Source organism: Amycolatopsis sp. NPDC047767, assembly GCF_040704195.1.
Classification (GTDB): domain Bacteria; phylum Actinomycetota; class Actinomycetes; order Mycobacteriales; family Pseudonocardiaceae; genus Amycolatopsis.
This window is the reverse complement of sequence record NZ_JBEYSJ010000003.1, coordinates 150,179-169,497: the sequence shown is the minus strand read 5'-3', so window position 1 is coordinate 169,497 and position 19,319 is coordinate 150,179. Positions and strand designations below refer to the sequence as shown.

The following is a 19,319-nucleotide window of genomic DNA, read 5'->3' as shown; positions in this document are numbered from 1 at the left end:
GTGCCCGGTGTCCGGAACGTCAATGCGGCATTCGGCGGAGACCGCGAGGTGGGGGATACAGTCGGGCCCATGTACGCGATCACGACCCGCGAACCCGGCGGCCCCGAAGTTCTCGAGTGGACCGAAGTCCCCGACCCCAGCCCCGGCCCCGGTGAAGTGCTGCTCGACGTGGCCGCCAGCGCCGTCAACCGAGCGGACCTGCTGCAGCGCCAGGGCAACTACCCGCCGCCGCCCGGGTCGAGCGAGACGATCGGCCTCGAGTGCTCAGGCACGATCGCCGAGCTGGGCGAGGGCGTCGAAGGCTGGCAGGTCGGCGACGAGGTGTGCGCGCTGCTCGCGGGCGGTGGCTACGCCGAGCGCGTGGTCGTGCCCGCCGGCCAGCTGCTGCCCGTGCCCGGCGAGGTCGAGCTGCTCGCGGCGGCCGGGCTGCCGGAGGTCGCGTGCACGGTGTGGGCCAACGTCGTGATGCACGCGAAGCTCGCCGAAGGCCAGACGCTGCTGGTCCACGGCGGCGCGGGCGGCATCGGCACCCACGCGATCCAGGTCGGCAAGGCGCTCGGCGCGACCGTGGCCGTCACCGCGGGTTCGGCGGAGCGGCTCGAACGCTGCCGCCAGCTCGGCGCCGACATCACGATCAACTACAAGGAGCAGGACTTCGTCGAGGTCATGCACGCCGAGGCCAAGGGCGCCGACGTCATCCTCGACAACATGGGCGCGAAGTACCTGCAGCGCAACGTCGACGCGCTGCGCGCCGACGGCCGGCTCGTGATCATCGGCATGCAGGGCGGGATCAAGGGCGAGCTGAACATCGGCAGCCTGCTCGGCAAGCGCGCGAGCGTCTTCGCGGCCGGGCTGCGGTGGCGTCCGCTGGAGCAGAAGGCCGAGGTCGTCGCGTCGGTGCGCGAAGGGCTGTGGCCGCTGGTGGAGAACGGCTCCGTGAAGCCGATCATCGGCCAGGTCGTGCCGATGGCCGAGGCGGCTTCGGCGCACCGGATGCTCGAAGAGGGTTCGGTGTTCGGGAAGATCCTGCTGGCCGCGAAGTCCTAGCGGAGCTCTTCGAGCACCCGCACCAGCTGGTTGATCTCGAAGACGTTGGAGTAGTGCGCGAGCCCGATGCGCACTGCTCCACCGACTTCGCCCACGCCGAGCGACGCGAAAACGCCGGCCGAGCCGTCGTCGGCGAAGGCGCAGAGGCCTTGCGACGCCAGGTACTCCGCGACTTCCGGCGATTTCTTGCCCTGCACGGCGAACGCGAGCGCGGGGATGCGGCGCATGGCGTCGCCGATCACCATCACGTGCCGCAGCGAGCGCAGCTCCGTGGACAGCTGCGCGAGCAGGCCCGCGTGGTACGACTTGGCGGAGCCGAGGGACGTCACGAGTCTTTCGCGGCGCGAGCCGGCGGCGGCGTCGTCGAGGCCGGCGAGGTAGTCGATCGACGCGACGAGCCCCGCGAGCAGCGGGTACGCGTGGGGACCGAGCTCGAGGCGCGCGGCGCCGCGGGCGGCCGGGTCGAGCGAGGCGGACGGGATGCGTTCGAGCATCTCGGGGTCGCGGAACACGAGCGCGCCCACCGACGGCCCGCCCCAGGCCTGTGCGGAGACGACCATGACGTCGGCGCCGAGCTCTTGCAGGTCCAGGGGAACGAACGGCGCCGCGTACGTCGCGTCCACCACCACGAGCGCGCCGACGCGCTTGGCGAACTCGATGACCGTGGGGACGTCGGGGCGCGTGCCGACCGAGCCCGAGGCGAGCGTGACCGTGACGGCCTTGGTGCGCGCGGACACGAGGTTCTCGTACTGCCACGCGGGCAGCTCGCACGTCTCGATGTCGATCTCGCCCCAGCGCACGACCGCGCCCACGCGCTTCGCGGCGCGCTGCCACGGCGCGAGGTTCGCCTCCTCGTCGAGCCGGGACACGACGACCTCGTCGCCGATCGTCCAGCGCTCGGCGAGCGCGTCGACGAGGCGGCGCAGCATCACCGGCGCGCTCGGTCCGAGCACGACGGCGGCCGGGTCCGCCCCGACCAGATCTGCCACTGCCCGCCGGGCCGCGGTGACAATGCTCTCCGCGCGCTGAGAGGCCGGAAACGCTCCGCCCGGCCCGGAAACCGGGGCACGCATGGCCGTCGAAACGGCCGAAGCGACCTGTTCCGGGACCAGCATTCCGGCGGCGCCGTCGAAGTGAATCCAGCCGTCACCCAGCGCGGGGAACAACCCACGGATACGAGCGACGTCGAACGCCATGGTGACACCGTACGGACGTGCGGTTTAGCGGTTACCGCGGGGTTGGGTCCGGGCCGCCGGATGACGCTAGGCTCGGACGCGACCGCCAGCGATTTCTGATTGGGATGAGCCCATGAGCGAGCCGAACTACCGGCAGACTTCCGACGCCGAGTCGACCCCCCACGTGGTGGTCGTCGGCCCCGACGGGGTCCCGGTCGGCGCTGTTCCCACGGCCACGCCCGAGGGCGACGAAGCCGCCGGTGAGCTGGTCGAAGAGCCGGCCAAGGTGATGCGCATCGGGACCATGATCAAGCAGCTCCTGGAGGAAGTCCGCGCGGCACCGCTCGACGACGCCAGCCGGAACCGGGTGCGCGAGATCCACCAGAACTCCGTGCGCGAACTGCAGGAGGCCCTGGCGCCCGAGCTGCGCGAGGAGCTGCAGCGCCTGGTGCACCCGTTCACCGACGACTCGACCCCGTCGGACGCCGAACTGCGGATCGCGCAGGCTCAGCTGGTGGGCTGGCTGGAGGGCCTCTTCCACGGCATCCAGACCGCCCTGTTCGCCCAGCAGATGGCAGCGCGGGTCCAGCTGGAGCAGATGCGCCGCGGCCTGCCCGCGGGCTCGTCGGGCGCGGTGATGCCGGGCGGGCCCGGCGCTGAGGGCCAGCGGCCTGGGATCAGTGGGACTGGGCAGTATCTGTGAGGTCTTGCTCTCCGCGGCTTTGAGCCGTGGGTGATGAGGGGATCGTTCGTGCGCTGAGTGGCGTGGGGGCGGTCCCTTCTTTGCTGTTTGGGGGTTTGGGGGCTTTCGGGCGGTTGGTTGGTGGTCGCGAACGGTCGTTTCGTGCCCTCGCTTGCCGCGCGACCGGTCCCCTCGCGCCGCGCGGGTCGGCCGCGAAGCGCCCGCTCGAACCGGCACTCCAGCGCGAACGGTCCCAGCGCGCCACCAGCTGAACGCGACAGGTCACAGCGCGCCGCCGGCTGAACGCGAACCGTCCCGCCGCGCCGGCAATCGAGCGCGAACCGCACCCTCGCGCCGCTGAATGAGTGCGGCCGGTCTGTCCGCCACCGATCGAACGCGAGGGGATCGGTCACGCCGGCCAGCACGAACCGTCCCGCCGTGCCACGGTGTGGTCGCGAAGGGTGCCCTCGCGCCGCCGCCGGAGCACGACCGGCCCCCTCACACCGCGCGGGCGACCGCGAACGGCCCGCTCGATCCGGCGCCGCCGCGCGAACGGTCCCACCGCACCGGAACCCGAGCGCGAACCGTCCCTTCGCGCCATCAAGTAGGTGCGAACAGTCCCCTCGCGCCGCCGAATAGGTACGAACAGTCCCCTCGTGCCGCTTTCCCAACACGAGCGGCCCTTCCGTACCCGGCCGCTGGCGCGAAAGGTCCCCTCACCGCCACAACCCTGGTGTGAACCGTCCCTTCGCGCCGCCAGATGTGCGAGTGGTCCCGCCGCGCCACCGCGCGATCACGAAACGTCCCTTCGCGCCGCCGGATGAAGGCGAACGGTCCTCTCGTGCGGGCCAGCCGAGTGTGAGGGGACCAGTTGTGCCGGTGGGCGTGAGCGGTCCCGCCGTGCCATCGCGTGGTCGCGAAAGGTCCCCTCGCGGCGCGGCCCTGGCGCGAAAGGTCCCCTCGCGGCGGCAGGTCGAGGGCAAAGGGACCGTCCGCACCCCCAGCTCAGAGGCTCCCGAAGAACTTCCGGATGTCGCCGATCAGGGCGTCCGGTTGTTCGAGGGCCGGGAAGTGGCCGCCGGCCGGAAACGCTGACCAGTGGACGATGTGGTCGGTGCGTTCGGCGAGGGGGCGTAGGGGCAGGCCGATGTCGTCGGGGAACGCGGCGACGCCGGTGGGGACGGTGGAGGTGGGGAGGGGCGCGCCCCAGGGGCCTTCGAGGGCGGCGTAGATGCGGGCGGACGAGTTGGCCGTGCCGGTGAACCAGTAGATCGCGACGTCGGTGAGGAGGTCGTCGCGGTCGATGAGGTCGTGCGGGGCGTTGGAGAAGGAGCGGAACTTTTCCGCGATCCACGCGAGTTGGCCGGCGGGTGAGTCGGTGAGGCCGTACGCAAGCGTTTGCGGCTTGGTGGACTGGATGATCGCGTAGCCGGTTCCGGTGTGCTGGAAAGCGCGGGACTTCGCCAACGACCGTTCGCCCAGCGAAAGGTCGGCGCCGGTCAAGCCCGCCAGGTCCGACTCCGAGCGGGCGACGGCGGTGGGCAGCATCGTGACGTGCACGCCCAGCACGCGCGAAGGGAACTGCACGCCGAGCTCGCGGGAGATCAGTGCGCCCCAGTCGCCGCCGTGGGTGCCGAAGCGGTCGTAGCCGAGGGTGGTCATCAGCGAAGCCCACGCCCGCGCACCGCGGGCCGGGCCCCAGGCGCGGTCGCGCGTCGGGCCGGAGAAGCCGAAGCCGGGGATCGACGGGACGACCACGTGGAACGCTTCGCGCGGGTCCCCGCCGTACGCGCGCGGGTCGGCGAGCGGTCCGATCACGTCCAGGAACTCCACGATCGACCCGGGCCAGCCGTGCGTCAGCAGCAGCGGCGTGGCGCCCTCCTCGGGCGACCGGACGTGGAGGAAGTGCACGTTCTCGCCATCGATGGTGGTGGTGAACTGCGGAAACGCGTTGATCCGCTCCTCGGCCGCCCGCCAGTCGAACCGCAGGCGCCAGTGCTCCGCCAGGTCCTTCACCTCGTCCACCGGAATCCCCAGCTCCCACCCGACGCCCTCGGGCTGGTCCGGCCAGCGCGTCCGGGCGAGCCGTTCGCGCAGGTCGTCGAGGTCGGCTTGCGGGACATGAACTCGGAAGGGGGTGAGGTTCATGCCGAAAACGCTAGAACCCCTCGAGGACAGATCCCGCCCTCAATCACCGAATCGCGGACCCGGGAGGACCTCAGCCGACAAGGTCGTCGAGCGCCTCCGCCACCAACCGTCGTTCCTCGGGATCGACGTTCATTCCGATCACAACGAGGCGATGACGTCGAGGACGCGGTCCGCGCCGAGTCCGTCCACAGTAGACCCCGCAGCGGAGGACAAAGAGGACCGCAAACCGGCGTCCGTCAACAGGGAACCCAGCGCGGTAACCACTTCGGGCAGCCGATCCTCCAACGAGCCCGCCTCGCCCAACCCCACGGCCAGGCCCAGATCCACGGCAGCCCGGTAGCCCGGGGCCTGGTTGTCCACCAGCTGCACCGCCGCCGTCGGGATGCCGAGGCAGCAGAGTTCCAGGAAGGTGACGCCGGTGGCGCTGACGGCGACGTCGGTGGTGGCCAGGAGGTCGAGCAGGCCCGGGTGCGGCGCGGTGACCCGGAGGGACTGGCCGGCCGACAAAACCGGCAACACCGGCTCGCCGCGGACGAGGGCGTCGGCGGCGAAGGGCTCACCGGTGGCGGCGAGGGCGCGGAGCAGCACGCTGACCGTGCCTGACCATTCGGCGCCGCCGCCCAGTACGACCGTGACGTGCAAAGGCGCGGAAGAAACAGCGGAGCGTCGTGCCCGAGCCGCCAAGACCCCCGAGCGCAGCGCCGTGTATTCGACGCCCCGAAGCACCACGCCGGAACCATCCGCCGGGCGAGGCGCGGGCGAAAACCCGGCGTCCACCACGACATCCGCGGGCCGGCGGCCGAAAGTGTCGTCCTCAAGGGACACGAGCAGAGCGCCCGAGGCGTTGACCTCGCCGCGCACGTCGCCCAGCGAGTAGTGGTCCACGAGGACCGCGTCGAAGCCGGCGGCCAGGGAAGCCCAGTCGGAAACCGGCAAAAACGGCACCGAAAGCGCGGCGAAGCGGGAGGCCAGCCATTCGGCGTTGTCCGTGGCGCCCGCGAACGAGACGTCCCAGCCGCGGGCGACGGCGCGCTCGGCGTAGGCCACGACGCGCGCGATGTGGCCCGCGCCGATCACCGGGGACGCGTCGGCGCGGAGCAGGAGCTTCACTGGCCGAGCTTCTTCTGCTCGACGTGCGCGTTCAACGCCACCAGGTCCGGCCGGGAACGCAGCAGCGAAACCACCGAACGCCAGGACGCCGGCTCATCACCCAGAACCGAAACCACCGCCTCGAGCAGGTCCCAGTCCTCCGGGGTGTCGAGGGTGACGCGCAGGTCGTCGGCGGCCGGGCTCACCACGACGCCCGTGCAGGAGTACCGCGAGGACTGCCGGTAGATCGCCGACGTCACGTGCTCGCGGTCGGGGCCCTCGGCAGTCTCCACCTGCTCCGCGAGCACCGCAGCCCGCACCAACTCCGCGTCGAAGCCGCGCGGCAGCGTCCGCACGAGGGTGGTGCTGACGTAGTCCAGAGACGGCTCCGCGCGCCACACCGCCGCCAGCCGGCCGATCAACGCGGGGTCGAGCAGCGGGCAGTCGGCGGTGAGCCGGATCACGGCGTCGGCCGGGTAGGCGGCCAGGGCCACGCCGAAGCGCGCCACGACGTCGTCGAGCGGGCCGCGCGCGACCAGGGCGCCACACCGCGAAGCCTCTTCGGCGACGGCGTCGTCGTCGGGCGCGTCCGAGGTGGCGACCACCACCTGGTCCACACCGGGAGCGGCGGCCGCCGCACGGACGACCCAGCCGAGGACACTGCGCCCGGCCAGGGGACGGAGCACCTTGCCCGGCAGGCGCGTCGAGGAGGACCGGGCCTGGATCACGGCGTTGACGCCGAGGCCTTCACGCATGGGTGACATGATGGCCTGCGGCAACGCGCCAGAACCAAGAACCCCAACCGCGGAGGTCGTCGATGTCCGAGCTGGATGGTTCCAGCATCCTGCTCACCGGCGGGACCGGCTCGTTCGGCAAGGCGTTCATCACCCACGCCCTCGCCGAGCTGAACCCCAGCCGGCTGGTCGTGCTCTCCCGCGATGAGCTCAAGCAGTACGAAGCCCGGCAGCTGTTCAACGACGACCCGCGGCTGCGCTGGTTCATCGGTGACGTCCGCGACCGCCGCCGGCTCGAGCGCGCCATGCACGGCGTCGACTACGTCGTGCACGCCGCGGCGCTCAAGCAGGTGGACACCGGTGAGTACAACCCGTTCGAGTTCGTCCAGACCAATGTGATGGGCTCGCAGAACGTCATCGAGGCCGCGATCGACACCGGCGTGAAGAAGGTCGTGGCGCTCTCGACCGACAAGGCGTCGAGCCCGATCAACCTCTACGGCGCCACGAAGCTGTGCGCCGACCGGATGTTCATCAGCGGCAACCACTACGCGGCCGCGCACGTCACGCGGTTCTCCGTGGTGCGCTACGGCAACGTGATGGGCTCGCGCGGCAGCGTGATCCCGTTCTTCCGCAAGCTCGCCGAGCAGGGCGAGTCGCTGCCGATCACGCACAAGGACATGACGCGGTTCTGGATCACGCTGCCGCAGGCCGTGCAGTTCGTGGTGGACTCGTTCGACCAGATGCACGGCGGTGAGCTGTACGTGCCGCGGATCCCGAGCATGCGGCTCGTCGACCTCGCGCAGGCCATCGCGCCGGGTTCGCCGATGCACGAGGTGGGCGTGCGGCCGGGCGAGAAGCTGCACGAGGAGATGATCGCCCCCGACGACGCGCGCCGGACCGTGCAGCTGCCCGATCGGTACGTCGTGCAGCCGCACCTGGCGGGCTGGGGCTACGAGGCGCCCGCCGACGGCAAGCCGATGCCCGAAGGGTTCGCGTACCGCTCGGACACCAACGACCTGTGGCTCGAAGCGGACGAACTTCGCAAGCTGGTCGAGCAGTATGCCTGACTTTCTTCCCTACGGCCGCCAGTCCGTCACCGACGACGACATCGCCGCCGTCACCGAGGTCCTGCGCGGAGCCTGGCTCACGACCGGTCCCGCCGTCGCGCGGTTCGAGGCCGACCTGGCCCTGCACACGGGCGGCGTCCCGGCCGTCGCGGTGACCTCGGGGACGGCCGCGCTGCACGTCGCGTACGCAGCGGCTGCCGTCGGGCCGGGTGACGAGGTCGTGGCCTCGCCGATGACGTTCGTGGCCACCGCCGCCACCGCCGCACTGCACGGCGCGAAGGTGGTATTCGCCGACGTCGAGCCCGACACCGGAAACCTTTCCGTCGCCGCGGCCGCCGCTGCGGTGACCAGCCGCACGAAGGTCGTGGCAGCCGTCGACTACGCCGGCCACCCCGCCGAGCTCGACGCGCTGGCCGAGGTCGCGCACAACGCAGGCGCACTCCTGCTGGAAGACGCGGCGCACTCCGTGGGCGGCAGCTGGCAGGGCCGCCCGGTCGGCTCGCTCGCCGACCTGACCACGTTCTCGTTCTTCCCCACCAAGAACCTCACCACGGCCGAGGGCGGCGCCGTCGTCACCGCTTCGCCGGAGCTGCTGGGCCGCGCCCAAGCCTTCCGCAACCACGGCCTGGTGCGCGACAAGACGAAGCAGCGCTACCCGGACGAAGGCGGCTGGCACCAGGAGGTGCACGAGTTCGGCCTGAACTACCGCCTGCCCGACGTGCTGTGCGCCCTGGGCAGCAGCCAGCTCACGCGCCTGGCCGAGTTCAAGAAGCGCCGCGCCGAAATCCACGCGCGCTACAACGCGGCCCTGGCCGACGTCGACGGCGTCCTCACCCCGCCCGCACGCCCCGGCGCCGACCCCGTCTGGCACCTCTACCCGCTGCGCGTCCTCGACGGCCACCGCCGCGCGCTGTTCGACCACCTGCGCGGCCTGGGCATCGGCGTGCAGGTCAACTACATCCCCGCCTACTGGCACCCGGTCTTCGAGGACCTCGGCTACCGCCGCGGCCTGTGCCCGAACGCCGAGGCGTACTACGAGCAGGAGCTGTCGCTGCCGCTCTTCCCGTCCCTGACGGACGCGGATGTGGACCGGGTTGTGGACGGGGTGCGGAGCTTCTTCGGGGTCTGAGCCGCACCGCGCATCACCACCGCGTGCCACACCATCACCAGCGGCACCACGACCAGCTCCAGCACGATCGCGGCCCGGAACACCGGGTGCGGCGCACCCACGCGCCGGGCCGAGATCAGCCGCGGTACCCCGCCGACGGCGGCGGTGCCGAGGACAACCCGGGTGGTCGTCGCGCGTTTTTCCGGGTGACGCAGCGACCACCAGAGCGCGAGGCCCGCCGCGGTCCAGAACGTGTTGACGAAGCGGTATTCGCTGTCGACGCTCGGCGCGGCAGGTGCACCGCCCGGGGCGCGGGAAGGACCGCCCAGGATGGCCGTCAGGCCGCTGGCGACGGGGATCGCCCCGAGGACGCCGAGGGTGGTCAGCAGTGCTGTGCGGGACTTGGCTCGGGCCATGCGGCCGAGACTAGATCAGGTCCCAGGTCAAAGCGGTGCCTTTTGCCGCGTCCACGCGGAAGGTGCGGCCCAGGACGTTCGTGATCTCCGCCGGTGCCAGGCCGCCGGCGGGGCGGATGGACCGGACGTTCGCCGGCGTCACCTCGTCGCCCGCGCGGACGTCTGCCACGACGTACAGGGAGCGGCGCAGGCGGAGGCCTTCCTTCTCGCTCTCGCGCGGGCCGATCACCGGGCGGCCGAGGGCTTCCCACGCGCGGTGGCTCTCCACGACGAGCGCGGCCAGCTCGGCCGGCTCCAGCGAGAACTCCGAGTCCACGCCACCGTCGGCGCGGGCGAGCGTCACGTGCTTCTCGATCGCCACGGCGCCCAGCGCGACGGCGGCCAGCGGCGCGCCGATGCCCGGCGTGTGGTCGGACAGGCCGACGAGCGTGCCCGTGACGCCGGCGAGCACCGGCAGGCCGCGCAGGTTGCTTTCGGACGGCGAGGCCGGGTAGCTGGCGGTGCAGCCGAGCACGATGAGCTGGTCGTTGCCGGCGGCGCGAGCGGTCTGCACGGCCGCGTCGATCTCCGCGATGCTCGCCATGCCCGTCGAGATGACGAGCGGCTTGCCGGTGCGGGCGCACAGATCGATCAGCGGCAGGTCGACGATCTCCGAAGACGCGATCTTGTACGCCGGCACGTCCAGCGACTCCAGCAGCTCGACCGCCGTCGGGTCGAACGGGCTGGAGAACGCCTCAAGGCCGCGCGAGCGGGCGCGCTCGAAAATCGGTTCGTGCCATTCCCACGGGGTTTGGGCCTTTTCGTACAGCTTGTACAAGTTTTCCCCGCCCCACAAGGAATGTCCGTCGCCGATGCGGAAGGCGGGGCCGTCGACGTCGATCGTGATCGTGTCGGGGCGGTAGGTCTGCAGCTTCACCGCCTGCGCGCCGGTGTCGGCGATGGCGTCGACGATCGCGAGCGCGCGGTCGAGGTCGCCGTTGTGGTTGCCGGACATCTCGGCGATGACGAACGGCGGCCGGTCCGGGCCGAGCGTGTGGGCGCCGATGCGGACTTCGGACATGGGTGGCGTCCTCCCGGTGGTGCGCGTGCGGGTCACCCCCGAGTCTTGCGCAGCCACCGGAAGCCGTCCTCGGCGGGCGCCGACTCGACGTATCCGGCGCGCTCGAACAACGCCGCCGAAGCCGCGTTGTCCTGGTGCACGGCCGCAAGGATCACGCGCACGTCCTCACGCTCGATGAGCACTCGTTCGCCGAGGGTGAGCACGTCGCGGGAAAGTCCCCGACCACGGCTCGCCGGAGCGAGCGTGATGCTGACTTCCCACTCCCCCGGCCGTTCCCGGTCGAACCGCACCGTGCCCACAGGCCCGTCGGCGTCGGAAACGACCAGCAGCAGCCGGTCCGGCGAAGCCAGCACGCCACGCAGCCACCGCAGGTGGTCGGCGAGCGCGATCACGCCGCTGGACCGCGACGCCTCCCGCGTGCGCGGGTCGTTGCGCCAGGCCAGCAGCAGCTCGGCGTCGGCCTCGGTGGCCTCGCGAGCCGCGAGCGGGCTCACGGGGCCGACGGCGCCAGGCGGTTGTCCTCGAGGCGGCGCAGCCGGTCCTCGTAACGCGCGATGCCGGCGAGCCGGACGCGGATCTGCGCGTGCTGGCGCTGGATCTCCTCGATCAGCGACCGCGACTCGGCGATCTCGGCGCTGTCGGCGCGCGGGGTGAGCACCATCGACTCCCGCAGCGTCTCGAGCTGCGCTTCCTGCGCGGCGATGTGCGGGATGATGCGGTCGAGCTCGGCGCGCGTCCAGAGCAGGTCGCCCCGGGCGTGCTCGAGGCTCGACTCCGCCGCGTCGAGCCGGCGCCGGTGGTCGGCGGTCGCGTGCTCGAGGTCGTTCACGCGGTGGTTCAGGTCGCGGACCGTGTCGCGCATGCGCTCTTCGATGCGGAAGTCGATGAGCCGGGCGATCCGGTTGATGAAGCCGGAACGGAGTTTCTGGACTGCCATGGGGACGGTTCCTTCGGGATTCGGAAAAACTGGGTCAGCGCAGCAGAACGGTGTCGCCGGACCGGGTCCACGAGTCCAGCAGCCTGCCCTCGGCCGCGATCTGGTGCTCGGGACCCACGATGCAGGAATCGCCGGCGGCGTGCTCCCACGACGTCTGGTTCGGGTTGTCGATGAACGAGAACCCGGTGAGGACCAGCTGCGCATCCGGGAACGACGTGCGCGCGATCCACGCCGCGAGCGTGCCGGTGGTCGACCACGTCGACTCCGTGCGCGTCGGCAGGCCGAGCGCGTCGGACAGCGGCAGCACGACCTCGCGGTTGGGCACCGGCACGAACCCCAGGTCGGCGGGCCACCAGCCCGGCAGCGCCTCCGGTTCCCAGTGCAGCCGGCCCGGCTCCACCAGCAGGTACAGCCTGCTGCGGTAGTCACGGAAAACGTGGCGAGTGGCCCGCACGGCGCGGTTGAAGACCACCGCGTGGACCTTGCGCCCGGTCACGTCCGGACCTTCCGGCTCGTCGACGACGAAACCGTTGACGCGGATCACGAGATCGCAGTCGTCCACGGCCTTGGCCCGAGCCGGGTCCGGGCCCAATGGCTGGTTGCCGACGACCGCGACCGATTTGGGGTCGGGACGATCGGCGTACGCCGCGAGGAGATCGACCATCAAGCTCGCCGCACCGAGAGCAGCAGTCATGGGGCAAGAAACTACCAGGACACACCGTGTGTCCGGTGCGGCATCGACAGGTCGGGCGCCCGCGTGGGCCGGGGCGTCCCGAGGACGAGACCTCCGATCGGTACCCTCGTCCACGTGCATGCCACCAGCACGGTTCACGTAGCCGAACCCGAGGTCTCGATGCCGATGCCCCCTGCGTCGGACCGCAAGACGTTCTCCAGGGCGATCACCGACATCAAGGAGGGTCTCGCAGCCCGCGAGCTGTGGACCCACCTTGGCTGGCAGGACATCAAGCAGCGGTACCGCAGGTCCGTGATCGGTCCGTTCTGGATCACGATCAGCCAGGGCGTGATCGCGCTCGGGCTGGGCTTGCTGTATTCGCAGCTGTTCAACACGCCGATCCAGGTGTTCCTGCCGTACCTGTCGACGGGTTTCATCATCTGGGGCTTCATCCAGGGCTGCCTGAGTGAAGGCATGGAGACGTTCATCGCGAACGAGGGGATGATCAAGCAGCTCCCCGCGCCGCTGAGCGTCTACGTGCTCCGCACCGTCTGGCGCCAGACCCTGATGCTCGCGCACAACATGGTCGTGTACGTCGTACTGCTGATCATCTTCTTCGGTGCGCTGAACCAGCCGTACTCACTGGGTACCGAGCCGGGCTACCCCGAGGGAGCGTGCGCGCCGGATCTGTACTGCCACCCCGGCCTGAGCTGGAACATCTTCCTCGCCATCCCGGGCTTCGTGCTGCTCGGGCTCACCGCGTGCTGGGCCGCACTGCTGCTGGGCATCATCTCGACGCGTTTCCGCGACATCCCGCAGGTGATCAACTCCCTTATCCAGCTGCTGTTCTACGGCACGCCGATCGTCTGGCCGGTCGACCAGCTCCTCGCGGGCGGCTCGCGCGACAGCGTTTCCTGGGCGCTGCCGTTCATCAAGGCCAACCCGCTCTACCACTACATGCAGGTGGTGCGCGCGCCGCTGATCGGGCAGACCGTGGGATGGACCAGCTGGGTCGTGGTGGGTGCCATCACGATCGTCGGCTGGGGACTCGCGCTCGTGGTCATGCGCAACTACCGCTCTCGCGTCTCGTATTGGGTGTGACACATGGTCAGCATTGACGTCCACAACGCGTTCGTCGACTTCCCGATCTTCGACGCCAAGACGCGGTCGATGAAGAAGCGCGTGCTCGGCAAGGTCGGCGGCAGGATCGGCACCGAGCAGAAGGTGCCGATCATCGAGGCGCTGCACGACGTGACGCTGCAGCTGCGCGAAGGCGACCGCGTGGGCCTGGTCGGCCACAACGGCGCCGGCAAGTCCACGCTGCTGCGCCTTCTGGCGGGCATCTACGAGCCCACCCGCGGCTCAGCCCGGATCGCCGGCAAGATCGCCCCGGTCTTCGACCTCGGCATCGGCATGGACCCGGAGATCTCCGGCGAGGAAAACATCATCATCCGCGGCCTCTTCCTCGGCATGACCGCCAAGGAGATGGAGAAGCGGGTCGACGACATCGCGGAGTTCACCGAGCTCGGCGACTACCTGCAGATGCCGCTGCGCACGTACTCGACGGGTATGCGCGTACGGCTGGCGCTGGGTGTCGTCACCTCGATCGACCCCGAGATCCTGATCCTCGACGAGGGCATCGGCGCGGTCGACGCGGCGTTCCTCAACAAGGCCCGCGACCGCCTCAAGGACCTGGTGAAGCGCTCCGGCATCCTGGTTTTCGCGAGCCACTCCGACGAGTTCCTCTTCGAGCTGTGCGACTCCGCGATCTGGATGGACGAGGGCCACCTCAAGCAGCAGGGTTCGCTGCGCGAGGTCCTCACCGGCTACAAGGGCCGCGACCCGTTCGAGAACATGAGCCAGGAAGGCCTGGAGCGGCTCGGCATCGAGCCCGTGGGCACGAAGAACGGCGGGGAATGATGACCAGCGAGACCCAGCAGCTGCCCGAGGGCGCCGTCGTCGGCGTGGTGGTGACGCGCCACCGTCGTGAGCTGCTCGCGGACTCGCTGAAGATCATCGCCGCGCAGACGCGGCCGGTCGACCACCTCGTGGTGGTCGACAACGGCCCGGACCAGTCGGCGCGGGACGTCGTCGAGGCGTACCCGCTGCCGTACACGTACCTGCCGTCGCACCGGAACCTCGGTGGCGCCGGCGGGTTCGCGCTCGGCATGCTCCACGCGCTCGCCCTCGGCGCCGAGTGGGTCTGGCTCGCCGACGACGACGGACGTCCCGCCGACGAGCACGTGCTGCAGATCCTGTTGGAGGAAGCCGAAAAGCGCGGCCTCGCGGAGATCTCGCCGGTGGTGGCGAACATCAACGCGCCGGCCAAGCTCGCGTTCCCGTTGCGGCGCGGACTGACGTGGAAGCGCTCGTCTGCGGAGCTGGGCACGGACTTCCTGCCGGGCATCGCGTCGCTCATGAACGGCGCGTTGTTCCGTTCGTCCACTTTGGACGTCACAGGCGTGCCGGACCTGCGCCTGTTCTTCCGCGGCGACGAGGTGGAGCTGCACCGCAGGCTCGTGCGCTCGGGCCTGCCGTTCGGCACGTCGCTGCGCACGACCTACCTGCACCCCGACGGCTCGGACGAGTTCAAGCCCATGCTGGGCGGGAAGTTCCACGCGCAGGACCCGGAGAACGAGGTCAAGCGCTACTACACCTACCGCAACCGTGGTTACCTGCTCTCGCAGCCGGGCATGCGCAAGATCGGTGCCCTGGAAGTGATCCGCTTCGGCCTGTACTTCGTGGGCGTGAAGCGCGACCCGAAGGCGTTCCTGCAGTGGCTGAAGCTGGTGCGCCAGGGCCGGGCGGAGAAGTTCTACCGGTACTGACGAACTCACGAAAACGGGCCCTCGACCAGTTCGAGGGCCCGTTTTTCGTAGGTCTACTCGCCGATCACGGGCGGAGCGGCACGAAGGTCGGCGCCGTACTCGTCGTCTTCGTCCACATGGGAGAAGAAGCGCGAGCCGTCCGCTTCGTCCTCTTCGTAGCGAGCGGCCCCGCCGCCCATCCCCATGCCCATGCCGGCCCGTGCGGGCGCGCCGCTGAGGCCACCCGCGGCAGCCGGTGCGGCGCCTTCTCCCGGGCCGAAGCTGCCGCCACGGCTGAACTTGGACTGGTACTCCTCGTCGGCGCCGAAGCCGCCGCCGGCGGCACCCATACCGCCGCCCATCGGCATCGCACCCATGGGCATGCCGCCGGCGCCCGAAGCGCCCGCGGCACCGGCCTGCTGCTGGCCCGCCGCGGGCTCGAAGCTCGACGCCGTGGTGGCCGTGTTGGGGGCGGGCGGCATGTGGCCGGAGCCCGTGATCTGGCTCGGCGCCGCCGAAACCTGGCCGCCGGAGTCGGAGCCACCGCCGCCGTGGTGGTCCGTGGAGGTCGCGGCGGGGAGGACGGCCGAAGCCGTGGACACGCTGCCCGCGCCGAACTTCGGCGGGTCCGCGAACACCGGCTGCTTCGACGCGGCCGCGTACAGCGAGTGGTCGTAGTCCGACATCGTCTGCGCGGCCTGCTCGTGCGCCGACTGGCTGGCCTGCTGCTTCTTCAGCGACTGGTCGACGGTGTCGCCGAGGTCGAACGGCCCGGCCGAGGTCCAGTGCGCCATCTCGTCGGTCCAGTCGAACGGGATCGGCTCGGTCATCGCGTTGCGCGCGTGCTGCGCGGCCGTGCCCTGGTCGTCGACGGTCTGCGCGGCGAGCTTCGCGTTCTGCGCCGTGGCGTCGGCCCACGAGCCGAGCGTGGCGAAGTAGGCCTGCGCGCTCTCGGCCGCGGTGCCCTCCCACGAGCCCTTGGACTTGTTCACGGCCTCGGTCAGCTGCGTCGCGAAGTCGTCGAAAGCCTTGGTGACCTCGGTGTAAGCCGCGGAGACGTCGGCGACCTGCTTCGGGTCGAGGTTCATGGTCACGAACTGCTGGAGCTGCTCGTGGGTGTGGCCGAGGTAGTCGGCGTCGGACGGCTCGAGCCCCGGCTGCGGCGCGGTCATGCGAGGTCCCCCGTCTTGTGGGCGGCGTGCGCGTCGACGGCGCTGTCCTCACCGGTGCGGTAGACGCCGCCGGCGCGGGCCAGGGCCTCGTCGGCCTGTGTCAGCACGTCACGGAACTGCCCCAGGACCGACCGGACGGACCCGGTGTCCTGCGAGGCGGCCTTGAGGTCGTGGGCCGCGACCGCGTGCCCGTACGGGTGGCTCCCGAGCTGCGGGGCCTGGTCCAGCGCGGCCGTGGAACCGGTCAGCCGGTCCACGCGCGTCACCATGTCGGACAGCGCCTGGCGCAGCCCCTCGAGCGCTTCACCGGAGATGCTGAAGCTGCCCGACTTCGCGGCGTTCACGAGTTTCGTCGTCTCGGCCGCGGCAGCAGCGACGGCCTTCGGGTCCAGGCCGGCGACCTGTCCCGGCTCCACCAAGGTCATGACCCGAAGTCTACTGACGACAACGGCCGCGGTCAGGCGTTTGCGGAATACGCCTCCAGCTGCGTGAACAGCTGCTGGGCGAGGCGGTTGTTGTCGGCGGGCGCGTAGGTGAGCCAGCGCTGCCCGTCGTCGGCGACGCGGGTGCTGAGCAGGTAGCGGCCCAGCTCCGTGTCGAACCAGACGAGCGGCGGCTGCGCGCCGATCGTGAACTGCCCGACCCGAAGCCGGGGCTTCTCGAAGATCCGCTCGACGGACCTGAGCTGCGGGTTTCGCGGGGCGCTCGACGCGGCGAACGGGTCGTACCCGTCGCGACGGGGCTGCTTCGCCGGGCGCGTGATCGTCACGGACTGGCCGGGCGCGGCGGCGCCGGGGGGCAGAAGGTCGACCAGCGCCGGCACGAGACCGGTCGGGCGGATCTGCTCGAAGACGAACATGCCGTCGTCCTGCTTCACCAGCACGGCCTGGTCGCCGGTGGACGCGACGCGGGCGAAGAGCTGCCCCGCGCCCTGTTGCCGACCGTCGAGCTGCGCCGTCGCGGTGACGGCGAGCCGGCCGCGGGCGAACGTGGTGAGCGCCAGCTCCAGGTCGTCGTCGAGGTAACCGCGGTGCACCAGGCCCCGGTTGTCGAGGTCGCGCAGCACGGCGTCGCGCACGCCCGCGCGTTCCTGGCCGGTGATGCCGATGTGCGCCACCGAAAACGGGGCCGGCGTGCGGCCGAGACCCTGCCGCTCCAGCAGCAGGTCCACCGCCGCGGGTGACAACGTGAACGAGTACGGCATCGTCCGTCCCTAGGTCGGGTTTCCGCCACGAAACGCTAGCCGACGCCGCGCGGGCGCCGCACCCGGACCGGTGAAGTGCTCTGCTGTGCGCGAACCCGCTTGCCGCCGGTGATCGCGCGCTGGTGGCATGGAGTCATGGCTGATCCGAAACCCGCGCTCGTCCTGCACCTCTCCTCCGGTGGCGAACCGCTGATCTTCCCCATCACCACCGACGAATCCGCCGGCGTGGAGGAGAAGATCCCCGACCTGCTCAAGCACGGCGGGGTCCACTCCGTGCGGACGCGCGACGGCAACACCGTGTCGGTGAACTTCGTCCACGTGGCCGCCGCGTACGTCGACGATCTGAGCCGGAAGGGGAAGTTCGGGCTCTCGGTCTAGCCCGCCGTTCTGGGGGGAGGTGCCACATCCAGGTCAGGGTCGAAACGGCCCTGACCTGTGCTTTTTCCAAGTGAGCGCCACTTGAGTGCCACCCTTGGCACAAATCTGAGCCACTTTGGCATTGCGATGGTGCCAACCGTGTGCCATAGTTGCGCCATGGACTTGACCACGTACGTCAGCAACCTCGGGCGAGAGTTCGCCACGCTGGCCGAAGCCGGCGGCGAGGAATCGCGTGAGCTGGTCGAGCGGCTGACCGGGTCGCTCGAGTCGGCGATCCGGATGACGCTGCTGGACGCGCTGTCGGCCGCCGCCGACGAGATCACCCGCGACCTGGCTCCGGGATCCGTGGAGTTGCGCCTGCGTGGCCGCGATCCGCAGTTCGTCGTGACCACGCCGCCGGCCGAGCCGCTCGAGCTCGCGGCCGAAGACACGACCGCGGCCGCCACTGGGGAGAGCGAACTGCTCATCTCCGAAGACGGTCCCGCCGCACGCATCAACGTGCGCCTGCCCGAACAGCTCAAGGCCGCCGTCGAGGAGGCCGCGGGCAAGGAGGGGCGCTCCGTCAACGCCTGGCTCGTCCGGGCGGCCGCCACGGCCTTGCAGCGCACCGACCGCGACCAGCGCGTCGAGCCGCCGAGCAGCGGCAAGCGGACGAAGCAGAGCTTCACCGGCTGGGTCCGCTAACACCTTTCCGCATCACTTCACCTCACGTCCCTGACCTGCGGGGACGGTTCACCGACACAAGTTCTGGAGACAGCCATGCCCAAATTCGAAACCCCCGACCCGATCTCCGTCACCGTCGACCTCAGCGTCGGCGACGTGCAGATCTCCGCGAGCGACCGGCTCGACACCGTCGTCGACGTCCGCCCGAGCGACGAGAACGACGAGTCCGACGTGAAGGCCGCGCAGCAGGTCCGCGTCGACTACAGCAACGGCACGCTCACGGTCACCGGCCCGAAGCGCACGTTCGACTTCTCCCGCAAGACCCGCGCGGTCGACGTGACCGTCGAGCTGCCCACCGGGTCCGCGGTGAACGCCGAACTGCAGGCGGGCGACTTCCGCAGCGCCGGCGTCCTCGGCGAGAGCCGGTTCAAGACCTCCGCCGGCAACGCGCGGATCGACCGCACCGGCCCGCTGCACCTGTCCACTTCGGCCGGTCACGTGACCGTCGACGGCGTGGCGGGCAACGCCGAGATCTCCACCGGCACCGGCAAGATCCGGATCGGCGAGATCGAGGGCACCGCGGTGGTCAAGAACTCCAACGGCGAGACCACGATCGGCTCCGTCGGCCGCGACGCGCGGGTGCGCTCGGCCAACGGCGACATCACCGTCGAGCGCGCGGGCGCCGGCGTCGACGCGAAGACGTCGGCCGGCCTCATCCGCCTCGGCGAGATCGTGCGCGGCGCAGTGACGCTCGAAACCTCCATGGGGGACCTGGAAATCGGGGTCGCCGAGGGCACCGCGGCCTGGCTTTCCGTGACGACCGGCTTCGGACACGTGCGCAACCTGATGGAAAACGCCACCCGCCCCGAGGAAGCCGACGAGACCGTCGAGGTGCGCGGCCGCACCTCCTACGGCGACGTGATCATCCGCCGCGCCTGACTTTTTCTTTCCAGCGAAGG

The 19,319-nt window shown here is 70.7% G+C and carries 22 protein-coding genes; 10 read left to right on the top strand and 12 right to left on the bottom strand.

The genetic code is table 11. From position 1 onward, the window contains the following. Positions 1-69 precede the first annotated feature (69 nt). Positions 70-1,047, top strand: coding sequence for an NAD(P)H-quinone oxidoreductase (locus AB0878_RS06895; RefSeq protein ID WP_366577278.1), 978 nt, complete (start codon positions 70-72; stop codon positions 1,045-1,047). Here the strand turns inward: AB0878_RS06895 and AB0878_RS06890 are convergent. Next, the gene (locus tag AB0878_RS06890) at positions 1,044-2,243 is read right to left on the bottom strand and encodes a cysteine desulfurase-like protein (protein ID WP_366577276.1); all 1,200 of its coding nucleotides are present in this window, start codon (positions 2,241-2,243) and stop codon (positions 1,044-1,046) included. The genes AB0878_RS06895 and AB0878_RS06890 overlap by 4 nt on opposite strands. Positions 2,244-2,355: 112 nt before the next feature. Between AB0878_RS06890 and AB0878_RS06885 the strand changes: the two genes are divergently transcribed. Next, complete coding sequence (locus tag AB0878_RS06885) at positions 2,356-2,925, top strand: bacterial proteasome activator family protein (protein WP_366577274.1); 570 nt, start codon at positions 2,356-2,358, stop codon at positions 2,923-2,925. A gap of 984 nt (positions 2,926-3,909) precedes the next feature. Here AB0878_RS06885 and AB0878_RS06880 read toward each other — a convergent pair. From AB0878_RS06880 to AB0878_RS06870, 3 genes are all read right to left on the bottom strand, one after another. Next, the gene (locus AB0878_RS06880) at positions 3,910-5,052 is read right to left on the bottom strand and encodes an epoxide hydrolase family protein (protein WP_366577272.1); all 1,143 of its coding nucleotides are present in this window, start codon (positions 5,050-5,052) and stop codon (positions 3,910-3,912) included. Positions 5,053-5,190: 138 nt separating this feature from the next. After that, complete coding sequence (locus tag AB0878_RS06875; protein WP_366577270.1) at positions 5,191-6,162, bottom strand: spore coat protein; 972 nt, start codon at positions 6,160-6,162, stop codon at positions 5,191-5,193. After that, positions 6,159-6,896: a glycosyltransferase family protein gene (locus tag AB0878_RS06870; protein WP_366577269.1), complete on the bottom strand. Its 738-nt coding sequence runs from the start codon at positions 6,894-6,896 to the stop codon at positions 6,159-6,161. The genes AB0878_RS06875 and AB0878_RS06870 overlap by 4 nt, the downstream gene beginning before the upstream one ends. A gap of 62 nt (positions 6,897-6,958) precedes the next feature. Between AB0878_RS06870 and pseB the strand changes: the two genes are divergently transcribed. Together pseB and AB0878_RS06860 are read left to right on the top strand one after the other, a co-directional pair. Next, entirely contained in the window at positions 6,959-7,942 is a 984-nt protein-coding gene (pseB, locus tag AB0878_RS06865) for a UDP-N-acetylglucosamine 4,6-dehydratase (inverting) (protein WP_364044034.1), read from the top strand. Continuing rightward, positions 7,935-9,071 (top strand): aminotransferase class V-fold PLP-dependent enzyme, encoded by a 1,137-nt coding sequence (locus AB0878_RS06860; protein ID WP_366577268.1) that lies wholly within the window; start codon positions 7,935-7,937, stop codon positions 9,069-9,071. The genes pseB and AB0878_RS06860 overlap by 8 nt, the downstream gene beginning before the upstream one ends. Here the strand turns inward: AB0878_RS06860 and AB0878_RS06855 are convergent. From AB0878_RS06855 to AB0878_RS06835, 5 genes are read right to left on the bottom strand one after another with little or no spacing between them, the layout of a single operon-like run. Beyond that, complete coding sequence (locus AB0878_RS06855; protein WP_366577266.1) at positions 8,975-9,466, bottom strand: DUF4345 domain-containing protein; 492 nt, start codon at positions 9,464-9,466, stop codon at positions 8,975-8,977. The two genes, AB0878_RS06860 and AB0878_RS06855, sit on opposite strands and share 97 nt — an antisense overlap. Positions 9,467-9,476: 10 nt before the next feature. Continuing rightward, positions 9,477-10,526 carry a pseudaminic acid synthase gene (pseI, locus tag AB0878_RS06850; RefSeq protein WP_366577264.1) on the bottom strand — a complete coding sequence of 350 codons (1,050 nt, stop codon included), beginning with the start codon at positions 10,524-10,526 and terminating at the stop codon, positions 9,477-9,479. A gap of 32 nt (positions 10,527-10,558) precedes the next feature. Then, positions 10,559-11,020 (bottom strand): GNAT family N-acetyltransferase, encoded by a 462-nt coding sequence (locus AB0878_RS06845; RefSeq protein ID WP_366577262.1) that lies wholly within the window; start codon positions 11,018-11,020, stop codon positions 10,559-10,561. Beyond that, a complete protein-coding gene (locus AB0878_RS06840) occupies positions 11,017-11,463 on the bottom strand; it encodes a hypothetical protein (RefSeq protein ID WP_366577260.1) in 447 nt (148 codons plus the stop codon). The genes AB0878_RS06845 and AB0878_RS06840 overlap by 4 nt, the downstream gene beginning before the upstream one ends. Before the next feature lie 34 nt (positions 11,464-11,497). Next, positions 11,498-12,127: a hypothetical protein gene (locus AB0878_RS06835; protein ID WP_366577893.1), complete on the bottom strand. Its 630-nt coding sequence runs from the start codon at positions 12,125-12,127 to the stop codon at positions 11,498-11,500. 144 nt (positions 12,128-12,271) lie between these two features. Between AB0878_RS06835 and AB0878_RS06830 the strand changes: the two genes are divergently transcribed. Genes AB0878_RS06830 through AB0878_RS06820 form a run of 3 tightly spaced genes read left to right on the top strand, consistent with a single transcriptional unit; the run spans position 12,272 to position 14,964 of the window. Continuing rightward, positions 12,272-13,237 (top strand): ABC transporter permease, encoded by a 966-nt coding sequence (locus tag AB0878_RS06830; RefSeq protein WP_366577258.1) that lies wholly within the window; start codon positions 12,272-12,274, stop codon positions 13,235-13,237. A 3-nt stretch (positions 13,238-13,240) separates the two neighbouring features. Next, entirely contained in the window at positions 13,241-14,056 is an 816-nt protein-coding gene (locus tag AB0878_RS06825) for an ABC transporter ATP-binding protein (RefSeq protein ID WP_366577256.1), read from the top strand. Continuing rightward, positions 14,056-14,964: a glycosyltransferase family 2 protein gene (locus tag AB0878_RS06820; protein WP_366577254.1), complete on the top strand. Its 909-nt coding sequence runs from the start codon at positions 14,056-14,058 to the stop codon at positions 14,962-14,964. Before AB0878_RS06825 ends, AB0878_RS06820 begins: the two co-directional genes overlap by 1 nt. Positions 14,965-15,017: 53 nt before the next feature. Here AB0878_RS06820 and AB0878_RS06815 read toward each other — a convergent pair whose 3' ends face one another. From AB0878_RS06815 to AB0878_RS06805, 3 genes are read right to left on the bottom strand one after another with little or no spacing between them, the layout of a single operon-like run. Then, entirely contained in the window at positions 15,018-16,115 is a 1,098-nt protein-coding gene (locus AB0878_RS06815) for a hypothetical protein (RefSeq protein WP_366577252.1), read from the bottom strand. Beyond that, positions 16,112-16,540: a hypothetical protein gene (locus AB0878_RS06810; RefSeq protein ID WP_366577250.1), complete on the bottom strand. Its 429-nt coding sequence runs from the start codon at positions 16,538-16,540 to the stop codon at positions 16,112-16,114. Before AB0878_RS06810 ends, AB0878_RS06815 begins: the two co-directional genes overlap by 4 nt. Before the next feature lie 32 nt (positions 16,541-16,572). Further along, on the bottom strand, positions 16,573-17,319 hold the full coding sequence (locus AB0878_RS06805; RefSeq protein WP_366577248.1) for an ESX secretion-associated protein EspG: 747 nt from the start codon (positions 17,317-17,319) through the stop codon (positions 16,573-16,575). 135 nt (positions 17,320-17,454) lie between these two features. Between AB0878_RS06805 and AB0878_RS06800 the strand changes: the two genes are divergently transcribed. The 3 genes from AB0878_RS06800 to AB0878_RS06790 all read left to right on the top strand — a co-directional run bounded on the left by AB0878_RS06800 (position 17,455) and on the right by AB0878_RS06790 (position 19,299). Beyond that, positions 17,455-17,697 carry a hypothetical protein gene (locus tag AB0878_RS06800; protein WP_366577246.1) on the top strand — a complete coding sequence of 81 codons (243 nt, stop codon included), beginning with the start codon at positions 17,455-17,457 and terminating at the stop codon, positions 17,695-17,697. Positions 17,698-17,853: 156 nt separating this feature from the next. Then, a complete protein-coding gene (locus AB0878_RS06795; protein ID WP_366577244.1) occupies positions 17,854-18,381 on the top strand; it encodes a ribbon-helix-helix protein, CopG family in 528 nt (175 codons plus the stop codon). Positions 18,382-18,456: 75 nt separating this feature from the next. Then, the gene (locus AB0878_RS06790; RefSeq protein WP_366577241.1) at positions 18,457-19,299 is read left to right on the top strand and encodes a DUF4097 family beta strand repeat-containing protein; all 843 of its coding nucleotides are present in this window, start codon (positions 18,457-18,459) and stop codon (positions 19,297-19,299) included. The last annotated feature ends 20 nt before the right edge of the window (positions 19,300-19,319 follow it).

Bases quoted from the DNA above. Each gene is read 5' to 3' on its own strand.
- AB0878_RS06790 (WP_366577241.1), top strand. From the start codon at position 18,457: ATGCCCAAATTCGAAACCCCCGACCCGATCTCCGTCACCGTCGACCTC.
- AB0878_RS06890 (WP_366577276.1), bottom strand. From the start codon at position 2,243: ATGGCGTTCGACGTCGCTCGTATCCGTGGGTTGTTCCCCGCGCTGGGT.
- AB0878_RS06815 (WP_366577252.1), bottom strand. From the start codon at position 16,115: ATGACCGCGCCGCAGCCGGGGCTCGAGCCGTCCGACGCCGACTACCTC.
- AB0878_RS06810 (WP_366577250.1), bottom strand. From the start codon at position 16,540: ATGACCTTGGTGGAGCCGGGACAGGTCGCCGGCCTGGACCCGAAGGCC.
- AB0878_RS06820 (WP_366577254.1), top strand. From the start codon at position 14,056: ATGACCAGCGAGACCCAGCAGCTGCCCGAGGGCGCCGTCGTCGGCGTG.
- AB0878_RS06860 (WP_366577268.1), top strand. From the start codon at position 7,935: ATGCCTGACTTTCTTCCCTACGGCCGCCAGTCCGTCACCGACGACGAC.
- pseI (WP_366577264.1), bottom strand. From the start codon at position 10,526: ATGTCCGAAGTCCGCATCGGCGCCCACACGCTCGGCCCGGACCGGCCG.
- pseB (WP_364044034.1), top strand. From the start codon at position 6,959: ATGTCCGAGCTGGATGGTTCCAGCATCCTGCTCACCGGCGGGACCGGC.
- AB0878_RS06870 (WP_366577269.1), bottom strand. From the start codon at position 6,896: ATGCGTGAAGGCCTCGGCGTCAACGCCGTGATCCAGGCCCGGTCCTCC.
- AB0878_RS06835 (WP_366577893.1), bottom strand. From the start codon at position 12,127: ATGGTCGATCTCCTCGCGGCGTACGCCGATCGTCCCGACCCCAAATCG.
- AB0878_RS06825 (WP_366577256.1), top strand. From the start codon at position 13,241: ATGGTCAGCATTGACGTCCACAACGCGTTCGTCGACTTCCCGATCTTC.
- AB0878_RS06840 (WP_366577260.1), bottom strand. From the start codon at position 11,463: ATGGCAGTCCAGAAACTCCGTTCCGGCTTCATCAACCGGATCGCCCGG.
- AB0878_RS06880 (WP_366577272.1), bottom strand. From the start codon at position 5,052: ATGAACCTCACCCCCTTCCGAGTTCATGTCCCGCAAGCCGACCTCGAC.
- AB0878_RS06800 (WP_366577246.1), top strand. From the start codon at position 17,455: ATGGCTGATCCGAAACCCGCGCTCGTCCTGCACCTCTCCTCCGGTGGC.
- AB0878_RS06855 (WP_366577266.1), bottom strand. From the start codon at position 9,466: ATGGCCCGAGCCAAGTCCCGCACAGCACTGCTGACCACCCTCGGCGTC.
- AB0878_RS06885 (WP_366577274.1), top strand. From the start codon at position 2,356: ATGAGCGAGCCGAACTACCGGCAGACTTCCGACGCCGAGTCGACCCCC.
- AB0878_RS06805 (WP_366577248.1), bottom strand. From the start codon at position 17,319: ATGCCGTACTCGTTCACGTTGTCACCCGCGGCGGTGGACCTGCTGCTG.
- AB0878_RS06795 (WP_366577244.1), top strand. From the start codon at position 17,854: ATGGACTTGACCACGTACGTCAGCAACCTCGGGCGAGAGTTCGCCACG.
- AB0878_RS06895 (WP_366577278.1), top strand. From the start codon at position 70: ATGTACGCGATCACGACCCGCGAACCCGGCGGCCCCGAAGTTCTCGAG.